Source organism: Nocardiopsis sp. NPDC058631 (assembly GCF_042716955.1).
Classification (GTDB): domain Bacteria; phylum Actinomycetota; class Actinomycetes; order Streptosporangiales; family Streptosporangiaceae; genus Nocardiopsis.
The window spans coordinates 1-12951 of the sequence record NZ_JBHXQY010000073.1 but is presented as its reverse complement, the minus strand read 5'-3'; the positions used below and the strand labels follow the sequence as shown (position 1 = coordinate 12951).

Annotated in this window: 13 protein-coding genes; 10 read left to right on the top strand and 3 right to left on the bottom strand. The window is 72.4% G+C overall.

The genetic code is table 11. The annotated features are described in order from the left end of the window. Positions 1-5: 5 nt before the first annotated feature. From ACFWTE_RS21615 to dapB, 7 genes are all read left to right on the top strand, one after another. On the top strand, positions 6-1094 hold the full coding sequence (locus ACFWTE_RS21615) for an ABC transporter ATP-binding protein (RefSeq protein ID WP_378781471.1): 1089 nt from the start codon (positions 6-8) through the stop codon (positions 1092-1094). 76 nt (positions 1095-1170) lie between these two features. Continuing rightward, positions 1171-1335 (top strand): hypothetical protein, encoded by a 165-nt coding sequence (locus ACFWTE_RS21610; RefSeq protein ID WP_378781470.1) that lies wholly within the window; start codon positions 1171-1173, stop codon positions 1333-1335. Between the two features lie 210 nt (positions 1336-1545). Further along, a complete protein-coding gene (gene egtA, locus ACFWTE_RS21605; RefSeq protein WP_378781469.1) occupies positions 1546-2841 on the top strand; it encodes an ergothioneine biosynthesis glutamate--cysteine ligase EgtA in 1296 nt (431 codons plus the stop codon). Beyond that, positions 2838-4184, top strand: coding sequence for an ergothioneine biosynthesis protein EgtB (egtB, locus tag ACFWTE_RS21600; protein WP_378781468.1), 1347 nt, complete (start codon positions 2838-2840; stop codon positions 4182-4184). The genes egtA and egtB overlap by 4 nt, the downstream gene beginning before the upstream one ends. Further along, the gene (locus tag ACFWTE_RS21595; RefSeq protein ID WP_378781467.1) at positions 4184-4978 is read left to right on the top strand and encodes a class II glutamine amidotransferase; all 795 of its coding nucleotides are present in this window, start codon (positions 4184-4186) and stop codon (positions 4976-4978) included. The genes egtB and ACFWTE_RS21595 overlap by 1 nt, the downstream gene beginning before the upstream one ends. A gap of 69 nt (positions 4979-5047) precedes the next feature. Further along, positions 5048-6022 carry an L-histidine N(alpha)-methyltransferase gene (gene egtD, locus ACFWTE_RS21590; RefSeq protein ID WP_378781465.1) on the top strand — a complete coding sequence of 325 codons (975 nt, stop codon included), beginning with the start codon at positions 5048-5050 and terminating at the stop codon, positions 6020-6022. A gap of 90 nt (positions 6023-6112) precedes the next feature. After that, positions 6113-6856 carry a 4-hydroxy-tetrahydrodipicolinate reductase gene (gene dapB / locus ACFWTE_RS21585; protein ID WP_378781464.1) on the top strand — a complete coding sequence of 248 codons (744 nt, stop codon included), beginning with the start codon at positions 6113-6115 and terminating at the stop codon, positions 6854-6856. 136 nt (positions 6857-6992) lie between these two features. Here dapB and ACFWTE_RS21580 read toward each other — a convergent pair whose 3' ends face one another. From ACFWTE_RS21580 to ACFWTE_RS21570, 3 genes are all read right to left on the bottom strand, one after another. Further along, a complete protein-coding gene (locus ACFWTE_RS21580) occupies positions 6993-7682 on the bottom strand; it encodes a class I SAM-dependent DNA methyltransferase (RefSeq protein WP_378781463.1) in 690 nt (229 codons plus the stop codon). Between the two features lie 137 nt (positions 7683-7819). After that, the gene (locus ACFWTE_RS21575) at positions 7820-8692 is read right to left on the bottom strand and encodes a 1,4-dihydroxy-2-naphthoate polyprenyltransferase (RefSeq protein WP_378781461.1); all 873 of its coding nucleotides are present in this window, start codon (positions 8690-8692) and stop codon (positions 7820-7822) included. Between the two features lie 148 nt (positions 8693-8840). Further along, the gene (locus ACFWTE_RS21570; RefSeq protein WP_378781460.1) at positions 8841-9395 is read right to left on the bottom strand and encodes a GNAT family N-acetyltransferase; all 555 of its coding nucleotides are present in this window, start codon (positions 9393-9395) and stop codon (positions 8841-8843) included. 87 nt (positions 9396-9482) lie between these two features. Between ACFWTE_RS21570 and ACFWTE_RS21565 the strand changes: the two genes are divergently transcribed. The 3 genes from ACFWTE_RS21565 to ACFWTE_RS21555 all read left to right on the top strand — a co-directional run bounded on the left by ACFWTE_RS21565 (position 9483) and on the right by ACFWTE_RS21555 (position 12882). Continuing rightward, positions 9483-9863 (top strand): phage holin family protein, encoded by a 381-nt coding sequence (locus ACFWTE_RS21565; RefSeq protein ID WP_378781458.1) that lies wholly within the window; start codon positions 9483-9485, stop codon positions 9861-9863. Positions 9864-10228: 365 nt separating this feature from the next. Beyond that, positions 10229-11200 (top strand): 4-hydroxy-tetrahydrodipicolinate synthase, encoded by a 972-nt coding sequence (gene dapA, locus ACFWTE_RS21560; protein ID WP_378781457.1) that lies wholly within the window; start codon positions 10229-10231, stop codon positions 11198-11200. Then, positions 11197-12882: a ribonuclease J gene (locus ACFWTE_RS21555; RefSeq protein WP_378781456.1), complete on the top strand. Its 1686-nt coding sequence runs from the start codon at positions 11197-11199 to the stop codon at positions 12880-12882. Before dapA ends, ACFWTE_RS21555 begins: the two co-directional genes overlap by 4 nt. Positions 12883-12951: the final 69 nt, after the last annotated feature.

Genomic DNA, 12951 nt, shown 5'->3' with positions numbered 1-12951 from the left:
CGCCCTTGAGTACCACCGAGACCGACCCCCGCGACGCCCCCCGCGCCTCCGGGGACGGGGCGGCGGCCGAACCGATCCTGAGCGCCCGGCAGGTGGAGGTCGCCTTCGACGCCGGCTTCGCGCCCGGCGGGGGGAAGGGCACCGCGCGCGCCGTCGACGGTGTCAACCTCGACGTGTCGGCGGGCGAGATCGTGGCGCTGGTGGGGGAGTCCGGCTGCGGCAAGACCACCCTGGCCCGGGTGCTGCTCGGTCTGGAGCGGCCCACCGGGGGCGTCGTGGTGTTCGAGGGCAGGCCGATGCGCTACGGCTCCCGCGATCTGCGCTCCTACCGGCGCAGGGTGCAGCTGGTGCAGCAGGACCCCACCGGGTCGCTGAACCCGCGCCGCACCGTCTACGAGTCCGTGGCCGAAGGGCTGCGCATCCACGAGGGCACTGCGGCGGACGAGGCCGAACGGGTGGCCGGAGCGCTCTCCAGGGCGGGCCTGCGCCCGCCGGAGCGGTTCCTCGCCCGCTACCCGCACGAGCTGTCCGGCGGCCAGCGCCAGCGCGTGGTGATCGCCGGGGCCCTGGTCCTGGCCCCCGAGGTGCTGGTGGCCGACGAGCCGGTGGCGTCCCTGGACGCGTCGGTGCGGGGCGAGATCCTGCGCCTCCTGCTGGACCTGCGCGACGAGCTCGGCCTGTCCGCCCTGGTGGCCACGCACGACCTGGGCCTGGCGTGGAACATCGCGGACCGTGTCGCGGTGATGTACCTGGGACGGGTGGTGGAGCTGGGCACCGTGGAGGAGGTCCTGGCCGAGCCCGCCCACCCGTACACCCGCGCCCTGCTGTCGGTGCTGCCCGACGCGGGTGAGGGGGAGCCGGTGGTCCTGGCGGGCGAGCCTCCGGACCCCAAGCAGGTGCCGACGGGGTGCCGGTTCCATCCGCGCTGCCCGGTACTGGCCTCGGGCGAGGCCGCGCGGGCGGGCGTCGCGGACCTGTGCCGTACCGTCGACCCGGCGGTCCTGGGGGGTGGGGCCGAGCGCAGGGTGGCCTGCCACTGGGCCGCCTCCGACGCGGTCGGCCGGGTCCGCCCGGGGCCTTCCGCCGCGGGCTGAGGGCGCCGTGCGCGGTCGCTGCCGGGCTCCGTGCGGTCGGACACCGGCGCGCGGGCCGGGCCGCCGGCACGGCCTCATGGGCACCGCCTCCACCACCGTGTCCTCCGAGGGGCGACGTGAGGTGCGTGGAGTACCGGTGGGTGGGGTGGGGCGGGGGGTGACCGAGGTGTTCGGCATCGCCCCTGACGAGGGCGGACGGGAGATCATCGGAACCCGGCGGAGGGAGCCCAAGGAGATGTGACGGTCGTCACATTCCATGCGGATCATCCCGTCGCGCCCGCCGCCAACGTCGAAGCGACCTGGCGTGTCGCCGCCGTGAACCAGGGCCGAGCGTGCGCCTGATGACACGTCCCGTGATTTCTGGTGATCGCGGACGTTCAGTGCGTCGGAGCCCTGGGCAGGACCCTGGGGTGTCACACCCCCGAGGGGTGTCGTTCCGAGGGAGCCTCACATGGCGCACCACATGACCACGGAAGACGTTCACGAGTACATCAACGGGGTCTGTTTCAAGACCGGCCCGCCCGGCAAGGTCGGGATCGAGACCGAGTGGCTGGTCGCCGACTCCGCGCACCCGAGCGCACCCGTCACCGTCGACCGCCTCACGGCGCTGCTGGAGGCCAGTGGGCCCCCGCCGGCGGGAAGCGCGGTCACCTTCGAACCCGGCGGCCAGATCGAACTCAGCTCACCCGCACTGCCCGGCCCGGCCCGAGTGCACGAAGCCCTCGCCGCCGACCTGGACCACGTCACCAAGATCCTCTCCGGGGACGGACTCCACCTGGTCGAGACCGCGCTCGACCCGGTGCGGCCGCCCGTACGCCAACTCCGGCTGCCCCGCTACACCGCCATGGAGCGGTTCTTCACGAACCACCGCCAACCCAGCGGCTACACCATGATGTGCAGCACCGCCTCCCTCCAGGTGTGCCTGGACACCGGGTCCGACCCCGCCGAGAGCCGCGCCCGCTGGGAACTCGTCCACAGGCTCGGACCGGTCCTGGTCGCCGCGTTCGCCAACTCCGCCGTGTGGCGCGGACGCCCCACCGGGTGGAAGTCCACGCGCTGGGCGATCTGGGCGGCCACCGACGCCACCCGCACCCGCCCCGTCCTGGACCACGACAGCCACCCCGATCCGGCCACCGCGTGGGCCGCGTACGCCCTCGCCGCGAACGTCATGGCGGTGCCCGAGATCCCCGGCGGAGGCGGAACCTGGACCGCGGACCCCGGCATCACCCTCGCCGAGTGGATCGCAGGGCAGGGGCCCCGCCCCGCCACCCTCGCCGACCTGGAGGTCCACCTCAGTACCCTGTTCCCGCCCGTCCGCCCGCGCGGCTGGTGGGAACTGCGCATGATCGACGCGGTCCCGGTCCGCTGGTGGCCGGTCCCCATGGCGCTCGCCACCGCCCTCGTCGACGACCCCCGTGCCCGTGCCGCGGCCGAGGAGGCCACGGAGAAGCTCTGCGGCGGGCCCTCCCCCGACCGGCACCTGTGGCTGCGCTCCGCCCAGTACGGACTCGGCGACCCCGCCGTCGCCGAGTGCGCGCGCGCCTGCTTCGACGCGGCCGTCGAAGCCCTGCCCCGCATGGGGGCCGCCGGACTCGCCTCCCTCGTCGACGACTACGCCGACCGCCTCACGCGGCGCGGGCTGTGCCCCGCCGACACGCGGCCGAGCGTGCCCTCCCCGCGCCCGGGAGACGCCGGCGCGCGGACGGGACGGACAGGGACCCACCGAGACAGCGGAGGACCACGGTGAACCACGAACAAGAGCGCGTCAAGGAGCGCATCGCCGCCGAGCTCGACCGGAGCCGGCGCCGCAGCAACGGACTCACGATCGAGGCCCTCGACGACGAGGGCCTGCTCGCCCAGCACTCACCGCTCATGTCCCCGCTCGTCTGGGACCTGGCGCACGTCGGCAACTACGAGGAGCAGTGGCTGCTGCGGGCCGCCGGGGGGCGCGAGGCGCTGCGCCCCGACATCGACGGCCTCTACGACGCCTTCGAGAACCCGCGCGCCGACCGGGTCACCCTCCCGCTCCTGCGGCCGCAGGAGGCCCGCGAGTACAACGACCGGGTACGCAAGGAGGTCCTGGACACCCTCGACTCCGCCGACCTCGGCGTCCCCGGCCCGCGCGAGGCCTCCGACGGCCGGCGGTCCCTGCTCGACGCGGGGTTCGTCTTCCACATGGTGATCCAGCACGAGCACCAGCACGACGAGACCATGCTCGCCACCCACCAGCTCCGCAAGGGCGAGCCCGTCCTCCTGGAGGAGGTCGGGACCGTCGCGGCCCTGCGCCCGCCCGTCGAGGACGAGGTGTACGTCCCCGGGGGCGGGTTCACGATGGGTACCGACGGCGACCCCTGGTCCTACGACAACGAGGGGCCCTCCCACGAGGTCGTCCTCGGCCCCTACTGGATCGACACGGCTCCTGTCACCAACGCCGCCTACCAGCGGTTCATCGAGGACGGCGGATACCAGAACCGCCGCTGGTGGTCCCGTGAGGGCTGGGAGTGGCGGGAGAGGACCTCGGCCAGGGCCCCGGCCTTCTGGAGCCCGGAGGGCGACGGGTGGTCCCGCCGCCGGTTCGGCCGCCAGGAGATGGTGCCGTCCGACGAGCCGGTCCAGCACGTCAACTTCCACGAGGCCGCCGCGTACGCCGCGTGGGCGGGCAGGCGCCTGCCCAGCGAGGCCGAGTGGGAGAAGGCCGCCCGGTTCGACCCCGGGACCGGCCGGACCCGCCGGTACCCGTGGGGCGACGACGACCCCGGGCCCCGCCACGCCAACCTGGGACAGCGCAAGCTCGGCCCGTCCCCGGCCGGGCGCCACCCCGACGGCGCCTCGCCGCTGGGGGTCCAGCAGCTGATCGGCGACGTGTGGGAGTGGACCTCCACGACCTTCACCGGCTACCCGGGGTTCAGCGCCTTCCCGTACCCCGAGTACTCGGAGGTGTTCTTCGACCAGGGCTACAAGGTGCTGCGGGGCGGCTCCTGGGCCACCCACCCCACCGCCGTCCGCTCCACCTTCCGCAACTGGGACCACGCGATCCGCAGGCAGATCTTCAGCGGGTTCCGCTGCGCACGCGACGGAGAACCCGCCTGATGTGCCGACACCTCGCCTACCTGGGGCCGCCGCGTACCCTGCACGAGCTGCTGTACGCGGCGCCCCACTCGCTGCACGTCCAGTCCTGGGCGCCGCGCATGCAGCGGCACGGCACCGTCAACGCCGACGGTTTCGGCGTCGGCTGGTACCCGCCGCCCGGGACCGCCGGCGCCCCGGCGCGGGCGGTCCCGGCGGCGGTGCCGCTCCCTGCCGCAGCCGAGCCGCCCGGGCCGCTGCGCTACCGCAGGGCCATGCCCATCTGGGGCGACTCCTCCTTCGCCGACGCCGCACGCGCCATCACCTCCGGGTGCGTGGTGGCCGCGGTCCGCGACGCCACCGTCGGGTTCGGGTCCGAGGAGTCGGGCGCGCAGCCCTTCCGGGCCGACCGGCTGCTGTTCAGCCACAACGGCGCGGTCAAGGACGACGAGGCGCTCGCCGCGGCCTTCACACCGCCCCCCGGCGTGCTGGACGCCCGCGCCCCGGTGGACTCCGCGCCCCTGTTCGCGCACACCGTGCGGCTGTGGCGGGCCTCCGGCGACCTCGCGGGGACCCTGGCAGGCGTGGTCCGCCACGCCCGCGAGCACTCCGACGGCCGCTACAACCTGCTGGCCAGCGACGGGGAGATCATCGTCGCCACCGCCGCCGGGGACTCCCTGTACACCCTCCGCGAGCCCGGGGGAGGGGTCTTCCTGGCCTCGGAGCCGTTCGACGGTGCGCGCGGCTGGCGGGAGGTCCCCGACGGCTCCGTGGTCGTCGCGACGGGGGAGCGCACCGAGATCCACCCGATCGCCTGACGTGCCGAGCGGCGTCTCCGCGGCACCGGTCCGTCCGCGGATCTCCACCAAGGGATTACAGGAGGCACCATGTTCCGGATCGACCGAAACCTGACCGCCGACGACCTCGACAAGGCCCTGCGCAGCGATGTCGCCGCAGGGCTCACCTCCGTGCCGAAACAGCTCCCACCCAAGTGGTTCTACGACGAACGCGGCAGCGCCCTGTTCGAGGACATCACCGGGCTGCCCGAGTACTACCCCACCCGCGCCGAGCGCGGCATCCTCGAACTCCGGGCCGGCGCCATCGCCGACGCCGCCGACGCGGAGACGCTGATCGAGCTCGGCTCGGGATCGGGTGTCAAGACCCGGCTCCTGCTCGACGCGATGCTGGGCCACGGCCGCCTCGCCCGCTTCGTCCCCGTGGACGTCAGCGGCGACTTCCTCGCCGCCTCCGCACGCGGCGTCGTCGACGACTACCCCGGACTCGACGTCCACGGCGTCGTCGGCGACTTCGAGGAGCACCTCGGGCTCCTGCCCGTCGGCGAGAACGGCGGACGCCGGCTCCTGGCCGTCCTCGGCTCCACCATCGGCAACCAGGAACCGGGGCCGCGCGCCTCCTTCCTCCGCGACATCCGCGCCGTGCTCGGCACCGGGGACTCGCTCCTGCTCGGCGCCGACCTGGTCAAGGATCCGGCCCGCCTGGTCGCCGCCTACGACGACGCCCAGGGGGTCACCGCCTCCTTCAACCGCAACGTCCTCAGCGTCATCAACCACCAGCTCGGCGCCGACTTCGACCCCGGAGCCTTCGACCACCTCGCCCGCTGGAACGCGGAGGAGGAGTGGGTCGAGATGCGCCTGCGCGCGCGCGACGCCCAGCGCGTCCGGGTCGCCGACCTGGACCTGGAGGTCGACTTCGCGGCGGGGGAGGAGATGCGCACCGAGGTCTCCACCAAGTTCCGCCGGGAGGGGCTCTCCGCCGAGCTCGACACCGCGGGGTTCGAACCGACCCACTGGTGGACCGACCCCGCCGGGGACTTCGCGCTCACCCTCGCCGCCGCCCGCTGACCGGACCCGGGGCCGCCCCGCCGCCGCGCGGCCCCGTGCCGGACGGGCGCACCACGCCGTGGACGTCCGGGTCTCCGGTACGCTCGTGCCGTGTTCAAGGTAGGAGTTTTCGGCGCCGATGGGCGCATGGGGTCAGAGGTCGTCCGCGCGGTTCAGGCCGCCGACGACATGGAACTCGTCGCGGGCGTGGACAGCGCCGACGACCGCGGTGCGGTGCTGGGGGCCGACCACGTCGTCGACTTCACCCACCCCGACGCGGTGATGGACAACCTGGAGTGGCTCATCGGCCACGGGATCCACGCCGTCGTCGGTACCAGCGGCTTCGACGAGGCCAGACTGGAGCGGGTGCGCGCCATGCAGGCCGCCACGCCCGGGGCGAAGGTGCTGATCGCCCCGAACTTCGGCGTCGCAGCGGTGCTGATGATGCACTTCGCGCGCAAGGCCGCACCGTACTTCGAGTCCACCGAGATCATCGAGCTGCACCACCCCAACAAGGCCGACGCCCCCAGCGGCACCGCCTACCGGACCGCCGAGCTCGTCGCCGAGGCGCGCCGCAAGGCCGGGACCGCGCTCATGCCCGACGCCACGACCTCGGAGATCCCCGGCGCCCGCGGCGCCGACGTGGACGGGGTCCGCGTGCACTCCCTGCGCATCACCGGGCTCATCGCCCACCAGGAGGTCGTGTTCGGCACCGACGGGGAGGCCCTGAAGATCCGGCACGACTCGATGAACCGCACCTCCTTCATGCCCGGCGTGCTCCTGGGGGTCCGCGGCGTCGCCGGCCTCGCCGACCCGCTCACCGTGGGTCTGGACGCCCTCCTGGACCTCGACTAGAACCGCGCACCCCGCGACGGGGGAGGCGCCCCGCCCGGGGCGCCTCCCCCGTCGTCCGCGTTGCCCACCGCGCGCTCCCGCTCCCCTGCCCCCGCGGGCAGCGTCCGGGAAGGCACGGCCGCGGGACCCGGCAGGCTCAGGCGCCCCGGCGGCAGGTGAGGAACACCTGGGTCTCGGGGCGGGCCCCGGGGTTTTCCGGTTCGTAGGAGACCACCCGCTCGTCCTCGATGAACAGGCCCGCCTTCTGCACCACCCGGCGCAGCTCCTCACGCGGATAGCCCGACACGCGGATCTGCGAGCCCAGGAAGGTGATCGGCGCGTCGTCCAGGTCCGCCTCCACCATGGCCAGGCACAGCAGGCCCTCCGGGACCAGGGACGCGCGGATCCGGCTCAGGGCCTCGGGAATGCGCGCCTTGGGCAGGCACAGCAGGGAGAAGAACGCCACGATGGCGTCGTAGGAGGAGTCGACCGGCTTCAGGTCGAGGATGTCGGCCTGGACGAACGTCGCCTGGGGCACGTTCCGGCGGGCGATCTCGATCATCCGCTCGGAGATCTCGTAGCCGGTGACCCGTGCGCCCGCGGAGGCGAACTGGCGGGCGGTGGGCAGACCGGTGCCCGACCCCAGGTCGAGCACGTGTGCTCCGGGCGGCAGCATGTCCAGCAGCCGCCGGACCCGTTCCTCCTGTCCTTCCTTCCGGGGGAAGGCCTCGTCGTAGCGTTCTCCGATCGTGTCGAACGCGGCGGCCTGTCCGGCCGAGCGCTCTGCCCACGCTTGCGGGTCCGGAGCGATTTCGAGGGGGTCGGGGGCGGTGTTCTCGCTGGGCACGGTGTCGTCTTCTCCCTACCGTGGCTGAACGCGTGTCTGGGGGATCGGCCCGCATCCTAGCCCCACGGGGCCCGACGGGGAGCCCGAACCGTGTCTTCGCAGCCCGGACGGTGTGTTCCGGCCACGGGTCCGGCTCCCTACCCCAGTACGAGGGCGGCCGAGAACAGGACGCCGAAGGCCAACTGGAGCCTGCCCGTCTCGCCCAGGCCCAGCACCAGGTCGCGTCCCGCCTGTCCACCCAGCACGCGCCGCACCGGCGGCACCGCCAGGGGGGCCGACAGCAGTACGAGCGGCGTCCACCAGAACACGGGGGTCAGCACCAGCGCGACCGCGTAAGAGGCGGCGACCGCGCCCGCGAACAGCCGCCGCGTGCCCGCGTCGCCCAGCCGCACCGCGAGGGTGACCTTCCCGGTCTCCCGGTCGGTCGGGATGTCCCGCAGGTTGTTGATCACCAGCACGGAGCAGGACAGCAGGCCGACCGGTACCGACGCCACCCAGGCCTGCCAGGGGGCGGAACCCAGCTGTACGAACACCGTGCCCACCACGGCCACCACGCCGAAGAACACGAACACCGACACCTCGCCCAGGCCCCGGTACCCGTACGGTGCGCGACCGCCGGTGTAGTACCAGGCCGCGGCGATCGCCAGGATCCCCACCAGCAGCAGCCACCACGACGACGTGGCCACCAGCACCAGGCCGACCGCGCCCGCGAACGCGAAGCTCCCCAGGGCCGCCGCGAGAACCTGGCCCGGCCTCGCCAGGCCCGACGCGGTCAACCGGGTCGGGCCGGTCCGCTCCTCGGTGTCGGTGCCCTTGACCCCGTCGCTGTAGTCGTTGGCGAAGTTGACCCCGACCTGGAGGGCCATGGACACCACCAGGGCCAGCAGCGCCTTCCACCAGACGAACCCGTCCAGGCCGAGGGCCAGCGCCGTGCCGACCGCCACCGGGACGATCGAATTCGGAAGCGTACGGGGACGCAGCCCCGAGACCCATTCACTGACCGTGGCCACGCGGCGGTCCTCCACCCTCGACGACGCTGCGCGGTACCTGGTGCACAGCGCAGACAACCACCCAACGGTAGTGCCTGTCCGGGGCTGTGCCCAACCGGCGGCGGTCCCGCGCACGTGACCGGACCGCGCAGCGGCCGGGCGCCGCCGTCTACCGCGAGATCGCCGCGTGCAACCGGACCATCGGCAGCGGCGAACCCAGGTCGATCTCCCGGCGGGCACCGTCCGCACGCCACCCCGAGGCCTCGAAGAACGCGCGCAGGGCGTTGTCGGCCTCCGGCACCCACACGTGCACCGTGCCGAAACCGTCGTCGACGAGGTGGTCCACGCACGCGTTCACGAGACGGCTGCCGTGCCCCTCCCGCGCGCGCTCGGGGGCCACGTGCAGAGCGAACACCTCCGCGTCCGTGGCGGGCCACAGGTCCGGGTCCCCCGCCGGGCCGAAGGCCGCGAACCCCGTCACGGTCCGCACCCCGCCCACCTCGTCGGTGGCCACCACCAACCGGTGCCGCGAGGTCGGCGGCGACTCCAGGGCGGCCGTCCACTGCTCGTGGAACTGCTTGCGGGCGTCACCGCCGCCGAGTTCGGCAACCACCGCGTCGGGCAGCAGCGCCCCGTACACCGCCCGCCACGAGGCCACCTGAACCTCCACGACGGTGTCCACGTCGGTGGCACGGGCGGGGCGGACGAACTGGGCACTGGACACGACGGGTCCTCCTGGGGAAGCGTGCCGCGGCAAGATCACCGATGCCGGAGTTTCCGGACCTTGCCTCGGCATGGGAACATCTACGTTGTGAGCCTCATTATCAGAGTTATCGTGAACGCGCTCGCCCTTTGGGCGGCTGTCTTCCTGATCGACGGGATCGACGTCACGGCCCAGACCATCGCTGGTCAGATCGGCGTCTACCTTGCCGTCGGCGTCATCTTCGGCGTGGTCAACGCGATCATCAAACCGATCGTCAAAGCCGTCGGGTGCCTGTTCTACGCGCTGACCCTCGGGCTGATCGGCCTGGTGGTGAACGCGCTGCTGCTCATGCTCACGAACTGGATCGCGAGCCTGTTCGCCCTTCCGTTCCACATCGAGGGGTTCTGGCCCGCGTTCTGGGGTGCGATCGTCGTCACCATCGTCAGCTGGCTTCTGAGCATGTTCCTTCCGGACGGACAGGACGACTGAACCAGGGCGGCAACAGCCCGAACAACCTCCTTCCGCGGCCCTGACCTGCGCGCGGATCCCGGGCCCGGCCGGATGGCACGGGCCCGGGACGGGTAGGTTCACAGAGCCGGACCGTCAACCTCGACCCACGAGGACGGCGGCCGAGCAGGGCACGGCCCCGGGCCCGACCCAAGACGGGGCACCACAGGAACTTTCCCGCGACCGGATCGCGTACCGCCGGTCGCGGTGGCGGACACGCAGCGCCGCACACCCGTGCACGCGACATGTGCACGGGACACATCCAGCTGTTGACGCACACCGAGAGGAGGAGGGGCACCCCCGGACCCACCGTCCAGAGGCGGCGGTCCGGAAGCCTTTCACACACGATGGTGGACATGAAGAACCGCCCGTTCGGCAAGATGCTGACCGCCATGGTCACGCCCATGCTCGACGACGGCGAACTCGACTACGAGGGCGCGGCCAGACTGGCCACGTACCTCGTCGACGAGCAGAACAACGACGGCCTCATCATCAGCGGCACAACGGGTGAGTCGCCGACGACCAGCGACGACGAGAAGGACCGCCTGCTCCGGGCGGTCGTGGAGGCGGTCGGTGACCGCGCCACGGTCATCGCCGGGGTCGGCACCAACGACACCCGCCACAGCGTCAGGCTCGCCAAGGCCGCGGAGAAGGCGGGCGCGCACGGTCTGCTGACCGTCACGCCCTACTACAACAAGCCGCCCCAGGAAGGCCTGATCAGGCACTTCACCGAGATCGCGGACACCACCGGCCTGCCGGTCATGCTCTACGACATCCCGCACCGCACCGGCACGCCGATCGCGTCCGAGACCCTCGTCCGCCTGGCCGAGCACCCCCGGATCGTCGCGAACAAGGACGCCAAGGACAACATCGGCGCCAGCTCCTGGGTGATGGAGCGGACCGACCTGGCCTTCTACTGCGGCACCGACATCCTCAACCTGCCGCTGTTGTCCGTCGGCGCGGCGGGGTTCGTCAGCGTCGTCGGCCACATCGTCGGCGCCGACCTGCGCGACATGATCGACGCCTTCGAGAAGGGCGAGGTCGGGCAGGCGCTGGCCATCCACCGCCGCCTCACCCCGGTCTACACGGGCATGTTCCGCACACAGGGCGTCATCACGACCAAGGCCATCCTGAACCAGTTCGGGCTGCCTTCCGGTCCCGTGCGCACCCCGCTCACCGACGCGTCGGTCGAGCTCCAGGCACTGCTGCGCGAAGACCTTGCCGCCGCCGGCGTCAAGGGCCCCATCGGTCTGGCCCCGCACCAGGCCGTCCCCGCCAGCGCCGTGCGCGTCGAGCGCCTCACGGAGGGATCTGTATGAGCCACCCACACCCCGAACTGACCTCGCCCCCGCCCCTGGGCAAGGGCGCTCTGCGCGTCGTCGCCCTGGGCGGCCTCGGTGAGATCGGCCGCAACATGACGGTCTTCGAGTACGGCGGCCGCCTGCTCGTCGTCGACTGCGGCGTGCTCTTCCCCGAGGAGGAGCAGCCCGGCGTGGACCTGATCCTGCCGGACTTCGACTACATCCGGGACCGGCTCGACGACATCGAGGCGGTCGTGCTCACCCACGGGCACGAGGACCACATCGGTGGTATCCCGTTCCTGCTGCGCGAGCGGGCCGACATCCCGATCGTCGGCTCCCGCCTGACCCTGGCGCTGATCACCGCCAAGCTCGGCGAGCACCGCATCAAGCCGGAGACCCTCCAGGTGGAGGAGGGCGAGCGGCACGACTTCGGCCCGTTCAACCTGGAGTTCTTCGCGGTCAACCACTCCATCCCCGACGCCCTGGCCATCGGCATCCGCACCCCCGCCGGGTCGGTGCTGCACACCGGTGACTTCAAGATGGACCAGCTGCCGATGGACGGCCGCCTCACCGACCTGGCCGGGTTCTCCCGGTTCGGGGACGAGGGCGTGGACCTGCTGCTGTCGGACTCCACCAACGCCGAGCAGCCCGGGTTCGTCGTCAACGAGCGCAACCTGTCCGAGGCCATCGACAAGGTGTTCCGGCAGGCCCAGAAGCGCATCGTGGTGGCCTGCTTCGCCTCCCACGTGCACCGCGTCCAGCAGGTCATCGACGCCGCGTCCGAGCACGGCCGCAAGATCGCGTTCGTGGGCCGCTCGATGGTCCGCAACATGAACATCGCGCGCGACCTGGGCTACCTGACCATCCCGGGCGACACGATCATCGACGCCAAGCAGATCGACAAGATGCGTCCCGACGAGGCCGTGCTGATCTGCACGGGCTCGCAGGGCGAGCCCATGTCGGCGCTGAGCCGGATGGCCAACCGCGACCACCAGATCCGGATCGAGGAGGACGACACCGTCCTGCTCGCCTCCTCGCTGATCCCCGGCAACGAGAACTCCGTCTACCGGGTGATCAACGGTCTGACCCGCTGGGGCGCCAAGGTCGTGCACAAGGGCAACGCCCTCGTGCACGTGTCCGGACACGCGTCCGCCGGTGAGCTGCTGTACGTGCTCAACATGGTGCGCCCGCGCAACTTCATGCCGGTGCACGGCGAGTGGCGGCACATGCGCGCCCACGCCGACCTGGCCAAGCTCACGGGCGTCCCCTCCGAACGGATCGTCATCGCCGAGGACGGCGTGGTCGTGGACCTGTACAAGCAGCGGGCCAAGATCGTGGGCGCGGTCCAGGCCGGATACGTGTACGTGGACGGCGCCTCGGTCGGCGACGTCACCGACGCCTCGCTCAAGGACCGCCGCATCCTCGGCGAGGAGGGGTTCATCTCCGTCGTCGTCGCGGTGGACTCCGGCACCGGCAAGATCCTCGGGGAGCCCGAGATCCACACCCGGGGCGCGGGGATCGGCGCCGCCGCCTTCGACGACGTCATCGACAAGATCCAGGACTCCCTGGACAAGGCGGCGCGGGACGGGGTCAACGACCCGCACCAGCTGCGGCAGCTCATCCGCCGCAACACGGGCCGCTGGGTCAACGACACCTACCGGCGTCGTCCCATGATCATCCCCGTCCTGGTCGAGGTCTGACCCCACCGCTCCGGGAACGACCCGGACCACGGCACCGGAACGGCCCGGGTCGCGCTTCGGCGCGACCCG

Bases quoted from the DNA above. Each gene is read 5' to 3' on its own strand.
- ACFWTE_RS21610 (WP_378781470.1), top strand. From the start codon at position 1,171: ATGGGCACCGCCTCCACCACCGTGTCCTCCGAGGGGCGACGTGAGGTG.
- egtA (WP_378781469.1), top strand. From the start codon at position 1,546: ATGGCGCACCACATGACCACGGAAGACGTTCACGAGTACATCAACGGG.
- ACFWTE_RS21595 (WP_378781467.1), top strand. From the start codon at position 4,184: ATGTGCCGACACCTCGCCTACCTGGGGCCGCCGCGTACCCTGCACGAG.
- egtD (WP_378781465.1), top strand. From the start codon at position 5,048: ATGTTCCGGATCGACCGAAACCTGACCGCCGACGACCTCGACAAGGCC.
- dapA (WP_378781457.1), top strand. From the start codon at position 10,229: ATGGTGGACATGAAGAACCGCCCGTTCGGCAAGATGCTGACCGCCATG.
- ACFWTE_RS21555 (WP_378781456.1), top strand. From the start codon at position 11,197: ATGAGCCACCCACACCCCGAACTGACCTCGCCCCCGCCCCTGGGCAAG.